The 20,870-nt window shown below is 72.5% G+C and carries 18 protein-coding genes; 12 read left to right on the forward strand and 6 right to left on the reverse strand.

Annotation, left to right across the window (positions count from 1 at the left end):
• The first annotated feature begins 352 nt into the window (after window positions 1-352).
• Complete coding sequence (locus ACZ5OX_RS01920) at window positions 353-1,444, forward strand: isopenicillin N synthase family dioxygenase (RefSeq protein ID WP_465628186.1); 1,092 nt, start codon at window positions 353-355, stop codon at window positions 1,442-1,444.
• Between the two features lie 281 nt (window positions 1,445-1,725).
• Window positions 1,726-2,481, forward strand: a complete 756-nt coding sequence (locus tag ACZ5OX_RS01925) for a MerR family transcriptional regulator (RefSeq protein WP_449789912.1) — start codon at window positions 1,726-1,728, stop codon at window positions 2,479-2,481.
• Window positions 2,482-2,693: 212 nt separating this feature from the next.
• On the opposite strand, the gene ACZ5OX_RS01930 is transcribed toward ACZ5OX_RS01925, so the two are convergent.
• The 4 genes from ACZ5OX_RS01930 to ACZ5OX_RS01945 form a co-directional block, all read right to left on the reverse strand.
• Window positions 2,694-4,919 (reverse strand): 3-hydroxyacyl-CoA dehydrogenase NAD-binding domain-containing protein, encoded by a 2,226-nt coding sequence (locus tag ACZ5OX_RS01930; RefSeq protein ID WP_465628188.1) that lies wholly within the window; start codon window positions 4,917-4,919, stop codon window positions 2,694-2,696.
• Between the two features lie 33 nt (window positions 4,920-4,952).
• The gene (locus ACZ5OX_RS01935) at window positions 4,953-6,167 is read right to left on the reverse strand and encodes an acetyl-CoA C-acetyltransferase (protein ID WP_224279338.1); all 1,215 of its coding nucleotides are present in this window, start codon (window positions 6,165-6,167) and stop codon (window positions 4,953-4,955) included.
• 156 nt (window positions 6,168-6,323) lie between these two features.
• Window positions 6,324-7,466, reverse strand: coding sequence for an acyl-CoA dehydrogenase family protein (locus ACZ5OX_RS01940; protein WP_465628191.1), 1,143 nt, complete (start codon window positions 7,464-7,466; stop codon window positions 6,324-6,326).
• Window positions 7,467-7,468: 2 nt separating this feature from the next.
• Window positions 7,469-8,650: a CaiB/BaiF CoA transferase family protein gene (locus tag ACZ5OX_RS01945; RefSeq protein WP_465628193.1), complete on the reverse strand. Its 1,182-nt coding sequence runs from the start codon at window positions 8,648-8,650 to the stop codon at window positions 7,469-7,471.
• Between the two features lie 256 nt (window positions 8,651-8,906).
• Here ACZ5OX_RS01945 and ACZ5OX_RS01950 point away from each other — a divergent pair, with 256 nt between their 5' ends.
• The 9 genes from ACZ5OX_RS01950 to ACZ5OX_RS01990 all read left to right on the forward strand — a co-directional run bounded on the left by ACZ5OX_RS01950 (window position 8,907) and on the right by ACZ5OX_RS01990 (window position 18,347).
• Window positions 8,907-9,362, forward strand: a complete 456-nt coding sequence (locus tag ACZ5OX_RS01950) for a hypothetical protein (protein ID WP_465628195.1) — start codon at window positions 8,907-8,909, stop codon at window positions 9,360-9,362.
• 18 nt (window positions 9,363-9,380) lie between these two features.
• On the forward strand, window positions 9,381-11,504 hold the full coding sequence (locus ACZ5OX_RS01955) for a WXG100 family type VII secretion target (protein ID WP_465628197.1): 2,124 nt from the start codon (window positions 9,381-9,383) through the stop codon (window positions 11,502-11,504).
• 1 nt (window position 11,505) lies between these two features.
• The gene (locus tag ACZ5OX_RS01960; protein ID WP_465628199.1) at window positions 11,506-12,567 is read left to right on the forward strand and encodes a hypothetical protein; all 1,062 of its coding nucleotides are present in this window, start codon (window positions 11,506-11,508) and stop codon (window positions 12,565-12,567) included.
• A gap of 32 nt (window positions 12,568-12,599) precedes the next feature.
• Window positions 12,600-13,673 (forward strand): hypothetical protein, encoded by a 1,074-nt coding sequence (locus ACZ5OX_RS01965; RefSeq protein ID WP_465628201.1) that lies wholly within the window; start codon window positions 12,600-12,602, stop codon window positions 13,671-13,673.
• A gap of 79 nt (window positions 13,674-13,752) precedes the next feature.
• Window positions 13,753-14,295, forward strand: a complete 543-nt coding sequence (locus ACZ5OX_RS01970) for a GNAT family N-acetyltransferase (protein WP_465628203.1) — start codon at window positions 13,753-13,755, stop codon at window positions 14,293-14,295.
• 174 nt (window positions 14,296-14,469) lie between these two features.
• Window positions 14,470-15,447 (forward strand): hypothetical protein, encoded by a 978-nt coding sequence (locus tag ACZ5OX_RS01975; RefSeq protein ID WP_465628205.1) that lies wholly within the window; start codon window positions 14,470-14,472, stop codon window positions 15,445-15,447.
• On the forward strand, window positions 15,444-16,742 hold the full coding sequence (locus tag ACZ5OX_RS01980; protein ID WP_465628207.1) for a sensor histidine kinase: 1,299 nt from the start codon (window positions 15,444-15,446) through the stop codon (window positions 16,740-16,742). Before ACZ5OX_RS01975 ends, ACZ5OX_RS01980 begins: the two co-directional genes overlap by 4 nt.
• Window positions 16,743-16,750: 8 nt before the next feature.
• Window positions 16,751-17,443, forward strand: coding sequence for a response regulator (locus tag ACZ5OX_RS01985; RefSeq protein WP_465628875.1), 693 nt, complete (start codon window positions 16,751-16,753; stop codon window positions 17,441-17,443).
• Between the two features lie 157 nt (window positions 17,444-17,600).
• Window positions 17,601-18,347 (forward strand): Pr6Pr family membrane protein, encoded by a 747-nt coding sequence (locus tag ACZ5OX_RS01990; RefSeq protein WP_465628209.1) that lies wholly within the window; start codon window positions 17,601-17,603, stop codon window positions 18,345-18,347.
• A gap of 24 nt (window positions 18,348-18,371) precedes the next feature.
• Here ACZ5OX_RS01990 and ACZ5OX_RS01995 read toward each other — a convergent pair whose 3' ends face one another.
• Complete coding sequence (locus ACZ5OX_RS01995; protein WP_402413744.1) at window positions 18,372-18,761, reverse strand: toxin Doc; 390 nt, start codon at window positions 18,759-18,761, stop codon at window positions 18,372-18,374.
• A 109-nt stretch (window positions 18,762-18,870) separates the two neighbouring features.
• A complete protein-coding gene (locus ACZ5OX_RS02000) occupies window positions 18,871-19,083 on the reverse strand; it encodes a hypothetical protein (RefSeq protein WP_224280451.1) in 213 nt (70 codons plus the stop codon).
• Window positions 19,084-19,324: 241 nt separating this feature from the next.
• Here ACZ5OX_RS02000 and ACZ5OX_RS02005 point away from each other — a divergent pair, with 241 nt between their 5' ends.
• On the forward strand, window positions 19,325-20,854 hold the full coding sequence (locus tag ACZ5OX_RS02005) for a S41 family peptidase (protein WP_465628211.1): 1,530 nt from the start codon (window positions 19,325-19,327) through the stop codon (window positions 20,852-20,854).
• Window positions 20,855-20,870 lie beyond the last annotated feature (16 nt).

Here is a 20,870-nt window from a genome sequence, read left to right on the forward strand (position 1 = left end):
AGCCACAATCGGCCGCACTCCGGCACCGTCGCCCCACCACCCACAACTTGATAGATCACCGACAAGTGGCGAGTGGCCCTCCGCTGCAGGGGGCTCGCCCGCCGCAGAACGGGTCAATTACGCTGGTGAGGTGCTCATCCTTGTTCGCCGCCGCCACGTGGACCTGCTCCGCGTGACGACCATGTCCTGTCGACGCTCCGGCTGAACCTCGCGCCACCCACCCTCACCGGCGGCCCCTGCCCGGCCGCCGCCACCTCCCGGCCCCCGGAGCACCCGCCGCACCAGGCGCAGCTCCGGCCGTCCCCGGTCGACCACCGGGACCAGCCGGGACGAGACCCAGCGGATGTCACACATGACGCAGCAGTACACGCCCATATCCGAGACCGCTACCGGCTCCACTCCGGCGGACGCCCCTGCAGACGCCCCGACGAACTCCCCGGCGAACTCCCCGGCGGACGCCCTCCCGGTGATCGACCTCTCGCTCGCCGACGGCAGCCCGGACGACCGCCGCCGCCTGCACGACGAGCTCCGCACCGCGGCCACCGGCGTCGGCTTCTTCCAGCTCGTCGGTCACGGCGTCACCCCGGAGGAGACGACCGCGCTCACCCGGGCCATGCGCGCCTTCTTCGCGCTCCCCGAGGCCGACCGGCTCGCCGTGAGCAACCTCAACTCCCCCCACTACCGGGGCTACACCCGCACCGGCGACGAGCGCACCGGCGGCAGCCAGGACTGGCGCGACCAGCTGGACATCGGCGCCGAGCTGCCCCCGCACGTCCCCAGCGACGGCGAGCCCCCGTACTGGTGGCTGGAGGGGCCCAACCAGTGGCCCGAGGCGCTCCCCGAGCTGCGCACCGCCGCACTCGGCTGGATCGAGCACCTCGGGGAGGTCGCCCGCCGTCTGCTGCACGAACTCCTCACGGCGATCGGCGCCCGCCCCGACTTCTACGACGAGGCCTTCGCGGGCCACCCCCACCTGCGTCTCAAGCTGGTCCGCTACCCCGGCACCGCCCCGGACGGCGCCGGCCAGGGCGTCGGCTCCCACAAGGACTACGGCTTCATCACGCTGCTGCTACAGGACACCGTCGGCGGCCTCCAGGTCGAGCGCGCGGACGGCACCTTCCTCGATGTCCCGCCCCTCGACGGTGCCTTCGTCGTCAACCTCGGCGAGCTGCTGGAGGTGGCCACGGACGGTTACCTCAAGGCCACCAGCCACCGCGTGGTGAGCCCACCCGGAGCCCGCGAGCGCTTCTCCGTGCCGTTCTTCTACAACCCCCGCCTCGATGCCCACATCGAGCCGCTGGACTTCCCGCACGCCCACCACGCCCCCGGTGCCACCGAGGACCCGGACAACCCGCTCTTCGCCGACTTCGGCCTCAACGAGTGGAAGGGCTACACCCGGGCCCACCCCGAGGTCACCCGCCGCCACCACGCCGCCCTCGCCTGACCCCGCCCGGCGCCTCCACCCGACGCCCCGCCCTCCGCCCTCCGCCGGAAGCCGGCCCCGGCGGAGGGCAGGGGCGTCGGCGTATCCGCACCCGTACGCCTCACCCCTGGCCGCACGCCCACGCGCAACGCGCACGCCTACGCCTACGCCTACGCCTACCATGCACCGCCGCCCGCCCACGCCCACCGCCCACCACCCCTCCCCCATCGGTGGACCGGCCGGGACGGCACTGTCACACTGCTGCTGTCACAGCAGGAGTGTGCCAGCGCGGGAGGCGGCAGATGGGGGAACACGGCGGGGCGGGGGCCGGACCGCGGCTGACGGTGGACGAGCTGGCGGCCCGGGCCGGGGTGACGGTGCGGACGGTGCGGTTCTACGGAACGAAGGGCCTGCTGCCGCCACCGGAGTTGGGGCCGCGGCGGGTGGGGCTGTACGGGGCGGCGCACCTGGACCGGCTGGAGCTGATCGAGGAGTTGCAGCGGCAGGGGCTGACGCTGGCCGCGATCGAGCGGTACCTGGCGCGGCTGCCGGAGGACAGCACGCCGCTGGACCTGGCGATCCACCGTGCGCTGGTGGCGTCCTGGACGCCGGAGACCCCGGAGGAGGCCACCAGGGCGCAGCTGGAGCGGCGGGCCGGGCGGGGGCTGACGGAGGAGCAGGTCGAACGGCTCGCCGCGATGGGGGCGCTGGAGCGGACGGCGGATCCGGAGGTGTTCCGGGTGGATCCCGGGCTGCTGCCGCTGGGCGTGCGGATCCTGGACGTGCCCATCCCCTTGGAGACGCTGCTGGCCGCCCGGGCGGTGGTGTTGGAGCACAGTCGGGCGACGGCACGGGAGTTGCACCGGCTGTTCCGCGAGACGGTGTGGAAGCCGTACCGGGAGAGCGAGCCCGCGCCGGAGGAGCTGGCCCGGATGCGGGCACTGACGGACCACATCCAGCCGATGGTGGCGCAGGCCCTGGTCACGGCCTTCCAGCGGTCCCTGCGGGACGAACTGGACGAGGAGTTGAGCCAGGAGCCGGGCCGCCCGGAGCGGTAGCGGAAGCCCGGTGAGGTCGCGGACCGCGGACCGCGGACCGTGGACCCCGGACACCGGACCGCACATCACAGACCGCACACCGGTGACCGCGGGCCGCAGACCAGACCGCAGACCAGACCAGACCAGACCAGACCACAGACCGGACCGCAGGCCGCAGGCGCCGCGCGTCGCACGGCGCCTGCGGCCTCACCGGCCCCAGCCGGGAGCGCGGCTCAGTCCGTGAAGGTCCGGCCCTCGGCCGCGACCCGCTCCAGCAGCGCCGGCGGCGCGAACCGCTCGCCGTACGCGGCGGCGAGTTCGCGGGCGCGGGCCGCGAAGCCGGCCGGTCCGCCCTCGTACCCGTTGATGTACTGGAAGACGCCACCCGTCCAGGCCGGGAACCCGATGCCGAGGATCGAGCCGACGTTGGCATCGGCGACGGAGGTCAGCACGCCCTCCTCCAGGCAGCGCACCGAGTCCAGCGCCTCGCTGAACAGCATCCGCTCCTTGAGGTCCTCGAACGGAACCTCAGCGGCAGAACCGACCTCAGAACCAACGACAGAACCGTCGGAAGAACCGCCGAAGTGCTCCAGCAGCCCCGGCCAGAGCCGCCCGCGCTTGCCGTCCTCGCCGTACTCGTAGAAGCCCGCGCCGCCGCTGCGCCCCGGGCGGCCGAACTCGTCGACCATCCGGTCGACCACGGCGTCCGCCGGGTGCGGCGTCCAGGTGCCGCCGGCGGCCTCCACCGAACGCCGGTGCTCGTCGCGGATCTTGCGCGGCAGGGTGAGGGTGAGCTCGTCCATCAGGGAGAGCACCTTGGCGGGGTAGCCGGCCTGGGCGGCGGCCTGCTCGATGCTGGCCGGGTGGACGCCCTCGCCGACCATGGCGACGCCCTCGTTGAGGAACTGGCCGATCACCCGCGAGGTGAAGAAGCCGCGGGAGTCGTTGACCACGATCGGGGTCTTGTCGATCTGCCGGACCAGGTCGAAGGCGCGGGCCAGCGCCTCGTCGCCGGTCTGCGGCCCGCGGATGATCTCGACCAGCCGCATCTTGTCGACCGGCGAGAAGAAGTGCAGGCCGATGAAGTCGCTCTGGCGCTCGACGCCTTCGGCGAGCAGGCCGATCGGCAGGGTGGAGGTGTTGGAGCAGAGCAGCGCGTCGGGGCGGACGACGCCCTCGATCTCCTGGAACACCTTGTGCTTGAGCTCGGTGTTCTCGAAGACGGCCTCGATGACCGCGTCGCAGCCGGCCAGGTCGGCGGCCTCGGCGGTGGGGGTGATCCGGGCCAGCAGTTCGTCGCGCTTGGCCTCGGTGGAGCGCCCGCGGCCGACGGCCTTGTTCAGCAGCCCCTCGGAGTAGGCCTTTCCGCGCTCGGCGGCCTCCAGGCTCACGTCCTTGAGCACGACCTCGATGCCGGCCTTGGCGCAGGCGTAGGCGATGCCCGCGCCCATCATCCCGGCGCCGAGCACCGCGACCTTGCGGACCAGTCGCTTCTCGACGCCCTTCGGCCGCCCGGCGCCGGAGTTGACCGCCTGCATGTCGAAGAACAGCGCCTGGATCATGTTCGCGCTGGTCTGCCCGCAGGCCAGCTCGGTGAAGTAGCGGGCCTCGATGACCATCGCGGTGTCGACGTCCACCTGGGCGCTCTCCACGGCGGCGGCGAGGACGTTGCGCGGGGCCGGGTAGGGAGCGCCGTTGAGCTGCTTGCGCAGGTTGGCCGGGAAGGCGGGCAGGTTGGCGGCGAAGGCCGGGGTGGCCGGGGTGCCGCCGGGGATCTTGTAGCCCTTGACGTCCCAGGGCTGGACGGCGTTCGGGTTGGCCTCGATCCAGGCCTTCGCGCGGGCGGCCAACTCCTCGGGGGTGTCGACCAGTTCGTGTACCAGTCCGTGCGACAGCGCCTGCGCCGGACGGTACTGGCGGCCCTGGACGAGGAACTTCAGCAGGGCGTCGGTGATGCCGAACAGCCGGACCGTACGGACCACACCGCCACCGCCCGGCAGCAGGCCGAGGGTGACCTCGGGCAGGCCGATCCGGCTGGCGGGGGTGTCGAGCGCGATCCGGTGGTGGCAGGCGAGCGCGATCTCCAGGCCGCCGCCGAGCGCGCTGCCGTTGACAGCGGCGACGACCGGCTTGCCGAGGGTCTCCAGCCTGCGCAGCGAACGCTTGATCCGCATGGACTTCTCGAAGACGGCCTCGGCGTCCTCGGGGCGGGCGGCGGAGAGCATCCGCAGGTCTCCCCCGGCGAAGAAGGTCTTCTTGCCGGAGGTGATCACCACGCCGCGCAGCGCGTCCGGGGAGGCCTCCTGGGAGGCCCGGGCCGCCAGCCGCTCGACGACGGCCTCGAAGTCGACGACGAAGGCCTCGTTCATGGTGTTGACGGACTGGGTGGGGTCGTCGAGGACGAGGGTGACCACGCCGTCCTGGTCCTGCTCCCAGCGGATGGTGGTGGTGTCGCTCATGGGTTCACGGTCTCCAGATCTGCGGGGAGGGAGTCAGATGCGCTCGACGATGGTGGCGATGCCCATGCCGCCGCCCACGCAGAGGGTGATCAGGCCGTAGCGCAGGTCGCGCCGCTCCAGTTCGTCGATCACGGTGCCGAGCAGCATCGCCCCGGTGGCGCCGAGCGGGTGGCCGAGCGCGATCGCTCCGCCGTTGACGTTCACCTGGTCGTGGCGGAAGCCGAGTTCGCGGATGAAGCGGAGCGCGACGGCGGCGAAGGCCTCGTTGATCTCGACCAGGTCGATGTCGGCGGCGGTGAGACCGGCCTTGGCGAGGGCCTTGTGGGTGGCCGGGGCGGGGCCGGTGAGCATGATGGTCGGCTCGGAGCCGGAGACGGCGGCGGAGACGATCCGGGCGCGCGGGCGCAGCCCGTACCGCTCGCCGACCTCGCGGTTGCCGATCGCCACCAGCGCGGCTCCGTCCACGATGCCGGAGGAGTTGCCCGCGTGGTGGACGTGGTCGATGGCCTCGACCCAGTGGTACTTCTGGAGGGCGACGGCGTCGAAGCCGCCGGCCTCACCGATGGCGGCGAACGAGGGCTTGAGGCCGGCCAGGGTCTCGACGGTGGTGCCGGGGCGGATGAACTCGTCGCGCTCCAGCACGACCAGGCCGTTGCGGTCGCGCACCGGGACGACCGAGCGGTCGAACAGGCCGTCCGCCTGGGCCTTGGCGGCGCGGGCCTGGGACTCCGCGGCGAAGGCGTCCACGTCGGTGCGGGAGAAGCCCTCGATGGTGGCGATGAGGTCGGCGCCGATGCCCTGCGGGGCGAAGTTGGTCTCGTACGCGGTCATCGGGTCGGCGAACCAGGCGCCGCCGTCGGAGGCCATCTTCACCCGGGACATCGACTCCACGCCGCCGGCCAGGACGAGGTCCTCCCAGCCGGAACGGACCTTGGCGGCGGCCAGGTTGACGGCTTCCAGGCCGGAGGCGCAGAAGCGGTTCTCCTGGACGCCGGCGACGGTGTCGGGCAGGCCGGCCGCGATGGCGGCGATCCGGGCGATGTCGGAGCCCTGGTCGCCGACCGGGCTGACCACGCCGAGCACGATGTCGTCGATCGCGGCCGGGTCCAACCCGGGGTAGCGGTTGCGCAGTTCGTGGATCAGTCCGACGACGAGGTCGATCGGCTTGGTGCCGTGCAGCGAGCCGGAGGCCTTGCCCCGGCCGCGCGGGGTGCGGATCGCGTCGTAGACGTACGCTTCGGTGGTCACGGTGGGAACGCCTTTCAGCGGGTTCTTCGGGGCAGTGGGTCTGTGGTCTGCGGTGCGGTGAGCTTGAGGGGTAGCGGGCTTGCGGGGTAACGGGCTTGGAGGGTAACGGGCTGGCGGGGCAAGGGCCGGCGGGGCCACCCGATCGACGGAGGGGTCTCAGCCGAGGATGGAACGCCCGACGATCTCCTTCATGATCTCGGTGGTGCCGCCGTAGATGGTCTGGATGCGGCCGTCGGTGAACGCCCGGGCGACCGGGAACTCACTCATGTAGCCGTAGCCGCCGTGCAGTTGGAGGCAGCGGTCGGCGGTGCGTTTCTGCAGCTCGGTGGCCCACCACTTGGCCATCGAGGCGTCCGCCGGGGTGAGCGCGTAGCGGTTGTGCTCGGTGATACAGCGGTCCACGAAGGCACGGGTGACGGCGCACTCGGTGGCCAGTTCGGCGATCTCGAAGCGGACGTGCTGGAGCTTGGCGAGCGGACGGCCGAAGGCCTCGCGCTGTTTGACGTAGTCGGTGGTGATCTCGACCAGGTACTCGGCGCCGGCGATCGCCGCGGCTGCGATGGTGAGCCGCTCCTGGGCGAGGTTCTGCATCAGGTGGACGAAGCCGCCGTTGAGCTCGCCGATCAGGTTCTCCTTCGGCACCCGGACGTCCTCGAAGAACAACTCGGCGGTGTCCTGGGCCTTCTGGCCGATCTTGTCGAGGTTGCGGCCGCGCTCCAAGCCGGGCGTGCCGCGCTCGACGGCCAGCAGGCTCAGCCCGTGCGCGCCGCCCTCGGGGGTGGTGCGGGCGACCACGATCACCAGGTCGGCGAGGATGCCGTTGGAGATGAAGGTCTTGGCGCCGTTGAGCAGGTAGTGGTCGCCCCGGTCGACGGCCTGGGTGCGGATGCCCTGGAGGTCGGAGCCGGTGCCGGGCTCGGTCATCGCGATCGCGGTGATCAGCTCGCCCGAGCAGAAGCCGGGCAGCCAGCGGCGCTTCTGCTCCTCGGTGGCGAGCGAGGTGAGGTACGGGCCGATGATGTCGTTGTGCAGGCCGATGGCCAGGCCCGAGGCACCGGCCCGGGCGAACTCCTCGGCCAGCACCGCGGCGTAGCGGAAGTCCGGGGTGCCGCCACCGCCGTACTCCTCGGGCACGGCGAGGCCGAGCAGGCCCTGGCGGCCGGCCGCGAGCCAGGCGGAGCGGTCGACGATGCCGGCCTTCTCCCAGCGGTCGTAGTGCGGCAGCACCTCCTTGGCCAGGAAGGCCCGCACGGTGGCCCGGAAGTCGTCGTGCTGCTCGGTGAAGATCTCGCGCTGCAACGCTACTCTCCTTGCTCTGCCGAAGCGTTGGGGGATGGGGTACTGACGTCGAGAGAGGGGACGCCCCAGTCCCGGGCCACCTCGGCGGTGTCCGCACCCGGCCGGGCCGGCGGGCGGCGCAGGGCACCCGGGGTGGCGGAGAAGCGCGGGGCCGGGGCCGGCTGGGTGACGCCGTCCACCTCGACGTACGTCCCGCGCGCCGACAGGTGGGCGTCCACGGATGCCTGACGCATCGTCAGCACAGGTTCCACGCAGGCGTCGGAGCCCGCGAAGACGGCCTCCCACTCGGCCCTGGTCCGGGTGGCGAAGCGCGCGGCGATCAGGGCCCGCAGTTCGGGCCAGCGGGCGAGCTCGTACTGGCCGGGCGCGTCCGGTCCCAGCTCCAGCAGCCGGGCGAACTCCGCGTAGAAGCGCGGCTCCAGCGCGCCGACGGCCAGGTGGCCGCCGTCCGCCGCCCGGTAGACCGCGTAGAACGGCGCGCCGCCGTCCAGCAGGTTGACGCCCCGGCGGTCCTGCCAGTGGCCGGCCGCGAGCAGACCCCACAGCATGCTGCCGAGGTGCGCCGCGCCGTCCACGATCGCCGCGTCGACCACCTGGCCGGCGCCGGTGGCCCGGGCGTGGTGCAGTCCGGCGAGCAGGCCGACGACCAGGTACAGCGAGCCGCCGGCGTAGTCGCCCAGCAGGTTGGCCGGGATGCCGGGGGGCTCCTCGGCCCCGCCCGGCGCCGCCACCATCCCGAGCACCCCGGCGACCGCCGCGTACCCGAGGTCGTGCCCGGCGGTCGCCGCCCGGGGGCCGTGCTGCCCCCAGCCGGTCATCCGCCCGTACACCAGCGCGGGGTTGCGCGCCAGGCACGCCTCGGGCCCGACCCCGAGCCGTTCCGCGACGCCCGGCCGGTAGCCCTCGATCAGCAGGTCCGCCCGCTCGACCAGGTCCAGCACCCGCGCGGGGCCCTCAGGGGACTTCAGGTCGATCAGCACCGAGCGCTTGTTCCGGTTGCTGAGGTCGTACGCCGGGTCCGTGCCGAGGGGCGAGGGCTCCGGCCGGTCCACCCGCACCACGTCCGCCCCGAGGTCCCCCAACAGCATGGCCGCGAACGGCCCCGGCCCGATCCCGGCGAGCTCCACCACCCGCACACCCGCCAACGGCCCCCCGGCCTCCGGCGTCCTGCTCGCGTCACCCACTGGCTGCTGAACCCTTCCGACGGGTTTGACAGTAAAGCTGTAACACTCGGGATGATAGGCAAGCGACCCGCCGGTAACAAGACCTCCGCCCTCGCGCCGGGCCGCCAATTCCCCCTTGACACAGCCCCACTCAGCGCGACCACTCTCCGCGCGCCCGGCACCACGGAGGGTGGGTCGGTGTACTGACAGCGGGTCCCTGTACGGTCTTCACTGCCGCAGGGGAGCGGCTGCTTCATCGAATGGGGAGGATCCGTACATGAGCAACCAAGGGTTCGTCACGGGGCCGGTCGCACCGCCGCCGACTCCGATGGCGAGCACCACCGCGACGCCTTCGTACGCCGGGCTCGTCCTGGCGAGCGCCGGAGGCCCGGCCGCGTCCTCCCCCGGTTCGGGGACCACCCAGCTCGACACCCCGTACGAGCTCGCCGCCTCGGCCGGAATGGCCCGTCAGATAGCCACCGACCTCGACAACGCCAACGGCAAGGCGGGCCCTGGCGCGCACAGCCTCACCGAGTACGCGAGCACCGCGTCGACCAAGATCCGCGGCTTCTCCTTCGGCGGCGCCCTGACCGGCAGCACCGAGCGGTGGATGCAGCAGTGCAAGACGCTGCACGACAAGCTCGGCACCATCGCCGGGAACCTCGACAAGACCCAGCAGAACTACCACGCCAACGAGTCCAGCACCGCCGCCAGTCTCCGCGCCGGCCAGTAGCAGGAGGGAAACAGACAGATGGTGTCCTTCAAGGAACTGCACGAGGCCGACTTCGCCGCGATCAACGACGCCGCCGAGGCGTGGTCCGGCGTCGCCAAGGCCCTCACCTCCCTGGACGGCCGGGTCACCAAGGACCTCACCAGCACCGCGCAGCGCGCCGGCTGGAAGGGCACGGCCGCCGACGAGGCGACCAAGGCCCTCCAGGGCGTCGACAGCGACTTCAAACAGGCCTCGGCCGTCGCCACCGCCTTGGCTTCGATCATGAAGACCGCCGCCGAGGACTTCGCCGCCGCCCGCCGCGACCTCGACGCGGCGCTGCACGACGCGCAGGGCGACACCACCCTCAGCGTCACCGCCGACGGGACGGTCAACTGGACCGTCCCGAAGGAGGAGAGGAACGACCCCGAGGCCGAGCGCACGATCCGGGCCAACGCCCAGGCACTGTCGGACCGGCTCGGCAAGGCCGTCGCGAAGGCCACCGCCGCCGACCAGCGGGCCACGGCGGCCCTCCAGGGCGACATAGGAACCAGCACCACCGCCTTCAACGCCGCCCCGTACGGCGCCGGCCCGGTCGCCGACGCCAACCGGGCCAAGGACCTGATGTCCAAGGCCGGCAGCCTCTCCGACGACCAGCTCAAGCAGCTGCAGGCGCTCATGGCCGCCAACGCGGACAAGAAAGACTTCTCCACCACCCTGCTCAACGGCCTCAACTACGGCGGCAAGACAGGTCCGGACGCCCTGCTGGAGTACAGCAAGGTCTACGACGGCCTCGCGCACGGCAACCACAACGCCAAGGGCTACCAGGAGGTCTACGGCAGCCTGTCCGTCGCACTGGCCACCGCCACCCGCGACGGCGGAATGGGCAAGGCCTGGGAGGACGGCCTGCTGGCCGCCGCCCGTCGCCCCGGGGCATCTGCGGCGGGTTACAACGACAACTACCCGGCGCTGACGGCACTGCTCAACGCGAAGGGCAGCTTCGACAAGGGCTTCCTGACCAAGGTCGGCACCGACCTGGTCGACTACGAGCGCGGCAGCAAACTCAAGGGCGAAGACCTGTGGGGCCCGGACTGGAGCAACATCTCCGGCCACCAGGGCGATCCGATGCGAGACCTCATGCAGACCATGAGCCGCCACCCCGAGGCGTCGAAGGAGTTCCTCGACCCCGCGGCCAACAAGAACCTTGCCTACCTGTTGAAGGACCGCCAGTGGCCCAACCAGGGCTACGAACACAACCAGCTGGACACGCTCGCGCGGGACACCTCCCGCGGTGCGTTCGGCGATGCCCTGGAGGCCGCCACCACCGGCCGCGATCCGCACGGCAACCAGCCGCCGGTCCGCCCGCACGATGCGGCGATGGCGCGCATCATGTCCGACACGATCAGCCACTTCGGCGGCGACTCCGCCGGCCATGTGACCGAACTCCCCGTCGGACTGCGCCGGCCGTTCGGCAACATGATCGCCGACTACGCGGCCGACACGTACGAGATCATCGGCAAGGAGGTCAACGGGCACTCCGAGACCAGCGGGCTGGCCATCGACCGGGACCGCCTCATCCGGGTCATCCGAGGTGTGTCCGACGACCCGGAGGCGTTCAAGGCCATCCACTACGCCGAGAGCCAGGAGATCGCCCGGCGACTCGACGCCTACCCCGCCGAGGCGTTCAGGCCGGACGGCACCGGGCACCCCGGCCCCGGCATCGAAGGCTACGTACGGGAGGCCGGCCAGGTCCTGGGGGCGCTCAGCGGCGCACAGTCGGACGTCATGACCCGTCACCACGACGACGTCGTGTTCCAGAACAACTGGCAGGCGAAGATGAACTACCACCTCATCGGCACGCCCCTGACTCCCGTACCGGTCGTGGGCGACTTCGTCCAGCGCATGGTCGACGTCGGTACCTCGGAGTGGGCGAACGGGCTCAACAGCGAGCAGGACCAGCAGACGCAGGCGGACCTGTCCAAGATGTTCAACTCCGGAGAGAACCAGCTGAAGACGATGATCGTCGAGAAGGCCGGACTGGCCGGTCTCACCCAGGCGGAGATCAACTCGACCGCCGGTGTGCCCCAGAAGCTGCTGCACGACGTGTCCGAAAGCTACGGGACAGGCGTCAACCAGACGTACCGCAACGCACTCGGAGGGCGCTGAGATGAAGAAGACACAGCACACCGCCGATCAGCCCGGCGACGGGAGCGCCGTCGGCGGGCGTCTGGACACGGCACTCAGCCGACGGGGGTTCACCACCTGGCCGCTGCGGGTGCGGGCGACGGTCGCCGTGGTGGCGGTGACGGCGGTCGTGGCCGGGGCCGGGGTGTTCCTGGTGGACAACCTGACCAACGCCTTCGGTCCCAACAGTGTGTGCGAGGGCGCCGTGAGCGCGGATCTGCTGAACGACGCGCTCGGGCCGGGCAAGGTCAGCGATCAGGCGTTCGGCAACGGGTACCTGCACAGCGGATCAGCCTTCTGCATGGCGAAGGTGAGTTCCGGGGTCTTCGGCAACGAGCGGTCCGTCACCGTTGAACTGCGCAAGAACGGCGATCTCTCCGTCGTCGCGAATGACGCGGAGGCCCGGCTGTTCGCCGCTTCGGCCAACGGTGGAGCGTCCGGCGCGGGCTTCGACCACCGGGCCTGGGCGCTGCTTCCCGAGGCGTGCGACAGCGGGCAGCGGATCACCGTCAGGGCGGACCGCGACAACCGGCCCGGGGCCGAGAAGCTCGCCGCACTCGCCGTGTCGACGGCCGGCCGCGTCGCGTCACAACAGGGGTGCGGTACGTCGTCCATGCCCGCGCCGCACCAACTCTCCGCTGCCGGGAAGGACCACGACCTCGACCGCAACGCCGTCTGCGGCCTGCCCGGGCTCACCGCGCCCGCCAGCCTCGGCGGCGCGGCCCTCCGGGAGACCGTGACCACCGCGACCGACCCGCTGTGGACCTGTCTCATCCACTCGGACGCGAGTCCGAGGTCCCCGATCACCTTCACCATCGGCACCGAGCCCCGGCTCCTGGCCCCGGCAACCCCGAAGGACGAACCGGGGATCGGCCGGGCCCGCTGGGTGCGGCCCGGCGAGATGACGGCGACTTGCCAGGGCCGGCCGACCACCTTCCGGATGGAACTCAACGGCGCCTGGAGCTCCGGACCGGCCGGCGACTCCACCTGGCAGCAGTTCCTCACCGCCGGGGGCAAGGCGATCGGCTGCGAGCCGATCCTCTAGCCGGACGAACGACGAGCGAAGGGGGACACGCCATGGAACAGAACGACCCGGACGGCCAGGACAGCCGGCGGAGCGCGGCGGGGCGGCTGGACGCCGCGCTCTACCGACGGGGGTTCACCACGCGGGCGCTGCGGATGCGGTTGGCGACGGGGCTGGTGGCGTTCTGCCTCGTCCTCGTCGGGGCCTTGGGGTTCGTGTCGTACCGGCTGACGAACCTCGGTGGGCCGGACGCCGTGTGCGACGGGGTGGCCACGGCGGACCAGGTGCACGACCTGCTGGGGTCCGGGCGGATCCGTGAGAGCAAGGGCAGCTACTCGGCGACGGAGGACCACACCGGGAACAGTTGCACGGCCACGGTCAGCTCCGGTGTGTTCACGACCTCCGAGAAGCTCGTGCGGTTCACCATCGCCCTCAACACCGATGACGGACCGGGAGTGTTGGCCGCGTCGGATGCCCGGCTGTTCTCCGGTGACTCGGCCGGTTCGGTGACTCCGGGTGTCGCTTGGGCCGTGCTCCCCGAGGGGTGTGAGAAGGGCGTGCGCGCCGAGGTGCGCGCCGACCAGCCAGGCCACGACGAGGCCAGGGCCCGCTTGGCCGTGGCCTTCGCCAACAGGGTCGCCAAGGCACGCGGCTGTGCCGACCGGGCCCTTGCGGCGCCGAAGGAACTGTCGGCGAAGGGCGCCGTGACGGACCCGGACTGGAGCAACCTCTGCGGACTGCCCGGGTTCGCACCCACCAGGAACCCCGAGGCCCAGTGGCGCATGCCGCAGCAGGTCACCACCGCCACCGCCCCGATCTGGTCGTGTCGGATCGGCGGGGACTCGCAGTACGACAGCCGGGTGCAGGAGTTCGCGATCACGACCGAGCCACGGACCACCGCCCTGGTCCGGAAGAACGGCGCGAGCACGTCCGATCTGGGGCGGGCCCAGTGGGTGGCCGGCGGAACGCTCGTCACCACGTGCCAGGGCAAGGACGTCTTCTTCACCGTCACCGGTGGGATCACCTCGGGCCTCGAGAAGCCCTTCCTCTTCCCCGACCAGAAGGACCTGGTCCGCCAGTTCCTCACCGCCGGGGGCAAGGCGATCGGCTGCGAGCCGATCCTCTAGCGGCGGAAATCGACGGGCGAGTGTCAGAGTAATGGTCTATCTTGCGGGAGACCTATTACGCGAGACACGGGGAAGCACCATGACCACCACCGACCTGACCGACCACACCTCCCGGACGATCGTCACCGTCTCCGAGCGGCTGGTGCTGACGCGGCCGCAGGAGGGCGACGTGGAGGCGGTGTTCGCGATCCACGGGGATCCGGAGACCAACCGGTACAACCCGAACGGGCCGCAGCGGGAGATCGCCCAGGCACAGGAGATGCTGGACGGGTTCGTCGCCGACTGGGTGCGGGACGGGGTGGGGTACTGCGCCGTCGCCACCCGGGAGGATCCGGGGACGGTCATCGGGTTCGCCGGGCTGTACCTGCACACCCTGGACGGGGAGCGGGTGTTCAACCTCTACTACCGGTTCCGGCCGTCCGCCTGGGGCCTGGGGTACGCGGCGGAGGCGGCCCGGGCGGCGATGGCCGAGGCGCTGCCGCGCCACCCCGGCATCCCGGTGATCGCCCTGATCCGCGCCGACAACCTGCCCTCGCGCCGGCTCGCCGGGCGGCTCGGGCTGGTCGCCGACCCGGACGGCCGGACCGACGAGGAGGACCGGTTGATCCACCGCATGGCCTGAGGTCGGTCCGCCGCACGGCCCGAGAATGGCCTGCCGCCCGGCTTGAGGCCGGCCCGCAGCACGGCCGGAGGTCGGCCCACGGCGCGGTCCCGGGCCGGAGATCCCCCGCCAGGGGGAGGGGGATCGCGCCCCCGGCGGAGGCCCCGGGGTGCGCCCCGGCGGGACCGTGGGGGCATGAGGATCAACGAGCACGTGTTGCGGGCCGGGGCGGCCTGGACGGCGGTGGCGGCGACCGGGCCGTACCTGACGCTGAAGCTGCTCTGGCTGACCGGGCATCCGGTGGGATCGGACGACCCCGGTGGGATGGACCGGCTGTGGCTGGTGAACCTGCTGACCTTCGGCATGGACGCGATCGCCGTGGCACTGGCGCTGGCGTTCGTCCGCCCGTGGGGGCGGCGGGCGCCGGCCGGGCTGGTGGCGTTCCCGATGTGGGTGGCGACCGGGCTGCTCGGCACCATCCTGGTCGCGCTGCCGCTGTACCTGCTGAGCCTGCTGGTGCTCGGGCCGGAGCGCGCCGACCCGGACGACAAGGGCGTCGGCGACTGGGTCTTCCTCGTCGTGTACGGCGGCTTCGCCGTCCAGGGCCTCGCCCTGCTCACCGCCTTCGCGCTGTACGCCCGCCGGCGCTGGGCCGGGCTGCTGCGGGAGCGGATCGGCGACCTGCCCGATTCCCCCACGCTGCCCGTGCAACGTTCCCTCGCCTGCGTCGCCGCACTGCTCGCCGCGGGCGTCGCGGCGAGCCGGGCCTACTGGGCGCTCGGGGGCAGCGCCGGACTGCCGCAGGTCATGGTGGAGGAGCGGAACCGGGGCGTGGCGGTGATGGACGGGGTCTGCGCGGCGATGGCGGTGGCCGCGATGGCGGCGCTGCTGGTCCTGGTCTTCCGGTTCCGTCCGGGGCGCCGGCTGCTCGGGCCGCTGCTGGTGGTCTGGACGGCGGCCGGCTCGCTGTTCGGCTGGGGTGCCTGGCAGGTGGTGGCCTTCGGGGCGACGACGACCCGGGTGACCGAGCTGCGGATGGCCGTGCCCGGGCTGATGCCCCTGGTGCAGGCCGCCCAGGTGGTGGCCGCGGTGCTGGTCCTGGCGGTCGGGGCGATGGCGCTGACCGAACTGGGCGCCCGCCGACGCGCCACTGCCGTAGAGTCGCGCGGGTGATCACGGGGGTGGGCGACGGGCTGCGGCGTGCGGCGCGCGTGGGCGACCGGCTGCGGCATGCGGCGGGAGCCGCGCTGGGGCGGCGGGCCCGGCTGCGCTGGGTGCACCTGGTGCTGGGCGGCGCGCTGCTGATGCCGTACTGGATGCTGTCGGTGGTGCTGTTCGGCGCACTCGACCCGAACCAGTCACCCGCCCGCCAACTGCTCCTGTACGTCCTGTCGTTGGCCACCTCGCTACCGATGGCCGCCGTCACCGCGCTGGTGCCGATGGTGCGGGGGCTGGAGGGCGCGGCCGCGCGGGCGCTGTGCTCGGTGCCCCACCAGGAGGAGCTGGCCGCCGGACCGGCCCGCTCCTGGGCCGCCCGCCGGCGCACCGCGCTCTGGTACGTGCTGCACCTGCTGTTCGGCGGGGTGGTCGCCGGGATGACGCTGGCCGGCACCCCCTTCGCGGTGGTGCTGGTCTGCGGCTTCTCGGGGACGGAGGAGTTCGTCCGGATGTGGCAGCGGCACTTCCCCACCTGGCTGGCCAGCGGCCCCGCCCTCGGCCTCGGCCTGCTGCTGCTGATCATCGGCACCAACGCCGTCTGCGGCGCGCTGCTCGCCCGCTGGGCGCCCGCCCTGCTCGGCCCGACCCCGGAGGAGCGGGTGGCCGCCGCCGAGCGCCGGGCCACGGTGCTCGCCCAGCGCAACCGGCTGGCCCGCGAGTTGCACGACTCGGTCGGGCACGCGCTCAGTGCCGTCGGCATCCAGGCCTCGGCCGCCGCCCGGGTGTTGCGCAGCAACCCGGACTTCGCCGCCGAGGCGCTCGCGGCGATCGAGGAGACCGCCCGGGCGGCCGTCGCCGAACTCGACACCGTGCTCGGGCTGTTGCGCGAGGAGGACCCGCGGGCCGCCGAACCGGCCGGGCCCACCCTCGCCGGGCTGGACGACCTGCTGCGCCAACTCGGCCGCGCCGGGGTGGCGGTGGACGCCGAGCTGGCGCCCGGACTGGCCGGCCTGCCCGAGGCGGTCTCCCGCGAGGCGTACCGGATCGTGCAGGAGGGCCTGACCAACGTGCTGCGCCACGCCGGACCCGCCCCGGCCGGACTGCGGGTCGCGCTGACGGGCGGCCGGCTGGAGATCGAACTGACCAACCCGCTCGGCCCCGCCCGACCGAGCCGCCCCGGCGGCGGACGCGGGCTGCGCGGGATCGCGGAGCGGGCGGTGGCACTGCACGGCGGCAGCACGGCGGGGCCGGGCGCGGACGGAACGACGTGGCGGCTGGCCGTCTGGCTGCCGGTGGGAGGGACGACGTGAACGAGGGCATGGACAGCGGCGCGGAGCGGGGTGTCGACAGCATCCGGGTGGTGATCGCGGACGACGAGCGGCTGGTCCGCCTGGGCCTGCGGGTGGTGATCGAGAGCGAGCCGGACCTCACCGTGGTCGGCGAGGCCGCGGACGGCGCCGAGGTCGTCCCGCTGGTGCGCGAACTGCGCCCGGACGTGGTGCTGATGGACGTCCGGATGCCCGGTATCGACGGCATCCGGGCCACCGAGCAGCTGGTCAGCGGGATGGCCCCGCCGCCGCGCATCCTGGTGGTCACCACCTTCGAGCACGACGACCACGTGTACGACGCGCTGCGCGCGGGCGCCGCCGGGTTCCTGCTGAAGCGGGCCCGGGCGGAGGAGATGGTGCAGGCCGTGCGACTGGTCGCGCGCGGCGACTCGCTGCTGTTCCCGGCGGCCGTCCGCGACCTCGCGCTGCGCCACGGCGCGGACCGGCGCCGGGAGGCCGGGACTGCGGACCGGGGCCCGATCGGGCGGCTGACCGAGCGGGAGGGTCAGGTGCTGCGACTGATGGCCACCGGGCTCAACAACGGCGAGATCGCGCGGCAGCTGGTGGTGAGCCAGGAGACGGTGAAGACGCACGTCGGCAGCGTGCTGGCCAAGCTGGGCGCGCGGGACCGCACCCAGGCCGTCATCGCTGCGTACGAGTCGGGCTTCGTACTGCCCGGCTGACAAGCCGAACTGACGCTTCATCGGTTTCCGGAAGGGGAGCCCGGGGCCGGAGCGGATCGAACACGGATTCCACCCGTTCGGCCCCAGCGAGTAGAGTGCAGCCTTCCCCCTTGACGCCCGATACCTCCCGTATCGCCTGAAACGAACTGGTGGCCGCATGACAGTCCGGACCCGGCCCGCGCTGTGGTGGCGCATGGGCATCGTGCTCTCGGCGGGCCTCGGCCTGATCCTCGGAACCGCGCCGCTGGTGTACTTCACCGTGCAGAGCAACGTGATCGTGTTCGGCTACTTCGTCGGCGCGGTGTACTGGATGCTCAAGCGCGACACCGTGGACGCGCCCGCGCCCCGGCTGCGCGGCGCCGCCACGCTGTACATCCTGATCACCGGGCTGGTCTCGCACATCCTGCTCGAACACGGCGCCAACCCGCTGCCCGGGCTGGTCAGCGGGCCGGACAGGCTGGCGCACTGGTCGTCGTTCTTCCTGCACTACGTGACGCCGGTGATGGTGATCGTCGACTGGCTGGTGCTCAGGCCGCGCAACGCCGCGGCCTGGAAGGACATACCGCTCTGGCTGGCCTTCCCGCTCGGCTACGCGGCGATCGTCCTCACCCGCAACGCACTGTTCGACGACTACCCGCTGCCGTACCCCTACTTCTTCTTCGACCCGACCACCAAGGGCTACGGCTACGTCTGGGGCCAGATCGCCCTGCTGACCGTCGAGTTCGTGGTGCTCGCCGCGCTCGTCGTCGGGCTGGACCGGCTCGGGACACGGATCGCGGGCAGGCTGCGGCCGGCGCCGCAGGCCGCGGGACCGGGCACGGGATCAGGCACGGGATCGGGCACGGCCTCGGGCACGGGATCGGGCACGGCCTCGGGCGCGGGATCGGGCACGGCCTCGGACTGACGATGACGCCACGGCCGGCCGGCCTCAGATCCGCCAGGCTCGGATCCGGTCGGCCGCCGCGTACACGTCCGCCCGGCCCTCCGCTATGTCGCGGGCCAGCTCCACCAACGCCCCGTAGGGCGAGTCGATCCCCTCCCCGGCTGCGTGCATGTACGCGGCCGTCGTCATGCAGGCGTACAGGTTGTTGCGCACCGGCAGCGGGCGCAACAGCACGATGGTGTGCATCAGGGTGGCCGCGCACCAGGCCGGGTCCGCGTGGTGGCCGAGCTGGGCGGTGTTCACCCGGTGCCGGGCGACGGCGGCCTGGAGCGCCGAGTAGTCCCGCACGCTGAGGTCCTCCGGGGAGGCCAGTTCCTGGACGTCGAGGAGCCAGCGCAGGTCGACGTGGAGCAGCGCCGCTCCCCCGCCCCTCACCGTGTCACGCCCGCACCGGCCGCACCGGCCGCACCACCACCAGCACCAGCAGCGCTCGCGCCCGCCGTAGCCACAGTGGCCGCCGCTCGCACCGCCGCCGCACGGCCGCTCACGCCGCGGGCGCGTCCTCGGGGAACGCGGCGTCGAACTCGGCCCGGTGCGCCTTCCAGAACGCCACCGCGTGGTCCACGAAGACCCTCCGCTGCTGCTCCCGCACGCTCAGGTCGTGGACGTACGCCTTCACCGTCTTGCCGTCCGCGGCGGCGGCCTCGCGGATCGCGGCGAGCTCGTGCTCCGTGTACTCGATGTTGAGCGCAGGCATGTCGCCGATGGTACTGGAGCCAGGGGCAGTTGGGGCCGTGGACGGCGGATTTTCACCCGCAGTCAAAACGGTGGTTGTCGAGAGCACCAGGGACCATTCCAGCCGGTGCGGATGGACCCGGAGGAGGAAGCGGGTGCGCCACCCGGGATGACGACCGGGCGACGGGGCCGACCGTAGCGTCGGCGGCGAGCGGTGGCGGAGGGGTTCCGCGGGGGAGACCGGGGTTCGGCGGAGGCCGGAGATGACACGCAGGAACATCAGCAGGACGGCGGCCGCGGCGGTGGCGCTCGCGGCGGCCGTGGGACTGGCGGCGCCGGGGGCGGCCGCGGCCCAGGGAGGGGCGGCCCAGGGAGAGACCGCCCAGGGAGGGCGGGCGAACCCGCTGGAGGGGGTCTGGCGAATGGAGGGCTACGGTCTGCTGTTCGCGGTCTCCGGGAGCCGGCTCACCACGTACGACGTGACGGCACACAGCTGCGTGCCCGGGTGGATCACCGGGACTCAGACGGCCGCGCCCGGGCCGGACGGCACCATCCGCTACGAGATGGGCGACAACGCCCTGACACTCACCCCCAAGGACCGCAACCGGGCCGTCGAACGCGAGGAGAGCGGGGTCGGCAGCAAGTCGCTCGACCGTCTGGACGCCCTGCCGCCGCTGTGCGCCTCGCCGGCTCCGAACGACCCGCTGGCGGTCTTCGACCGGTTCTGGGAGAACTTCGAGGAGAACTACCCCTTCTTCGCCGCCAAGGGCATCGACTGGCACGCCGTCCGGGACGAGAAGCGGCGCACGATCACCCCGACGACGACAGTCGACCAGCTGCAGGACCTCTTCGTGGACATGCTCCGCCCGCTCGGCGACGCCCACACCGGACTGGCCCGGGTGGTCGACGGGCACCCGAGGTCGGTCTTCGGCGGACAGCGGCCCGGGACGACGGAGGAGAGCGAGGAACTGACCGCCCGGGCCCGACAGGCCTCGGCCGCCCAGCTCACCGGCCCGGAGCAGCTCTTCGCCGACGGTCAGCTCGGCGTGGGCCGGCTCCCCGACGGCATCGGCTACTTCCGGGTGAGCAGCTTCGGCAGGTACGCCGAGGGCGGCCACCGGAACCAGCTCGCCGAACTGGACCGGGCGCTGGACGCCCTGCTGGCCGGGCCGGACCGCCTCACCGGCCTGGTCGTCGACGTACGGCTGAACGGCGGCGGCTCGGACGCGCTCGGGCTGCACATCGCCGCCCGACTCACCGATCGTCCCTACGTCGCCTACCGGAAGGTGGCGCGCAACGACCCGGCCGACCCGACGAGGTTCACCCGGCCCGAGCCGATCACCGTACGGCCCTCGGCGGGCAGGCACTTCACCGGGCCTGTGGCGGTCCTCACCTCCTCGATCTCCACCAGCGCCGCGGAGACCTTCACCCAGGCCATGATGGGCCGCTCCCCGAAGGTGCTCCGCGTCGGCGAGAACACCCAGGGCGTCTTCTCCGACGTGATGCTCAAGACGCTCTCGCCGGATCTGATGGTCGGCCTGCCGAACGAGAAGTACCTCACCCGGAACGGCAGCACCTTCGACGGACCGGGCATCCCGCCGAACGTCCACACCCCGGTGTTCACCCCCGACGAGCTGGCCGTGCTCAGGGACTCGGCCCTGAGCACGGCCCGCCGGATGCTCACCGAGGACGCCCGGAACACCCGGGATTCCCAGGGCATCCAGGGCACCCAGGGCACCCGGGATTCCCAGGGCACCCAGGACTCCCAGGGCGAGGAGGACCGGCAGCGGTAGCCGCCACCTCGGCCAC

This window comes from Kitasatospora sp. NPDC032121 (assembly GCF_055580145.1).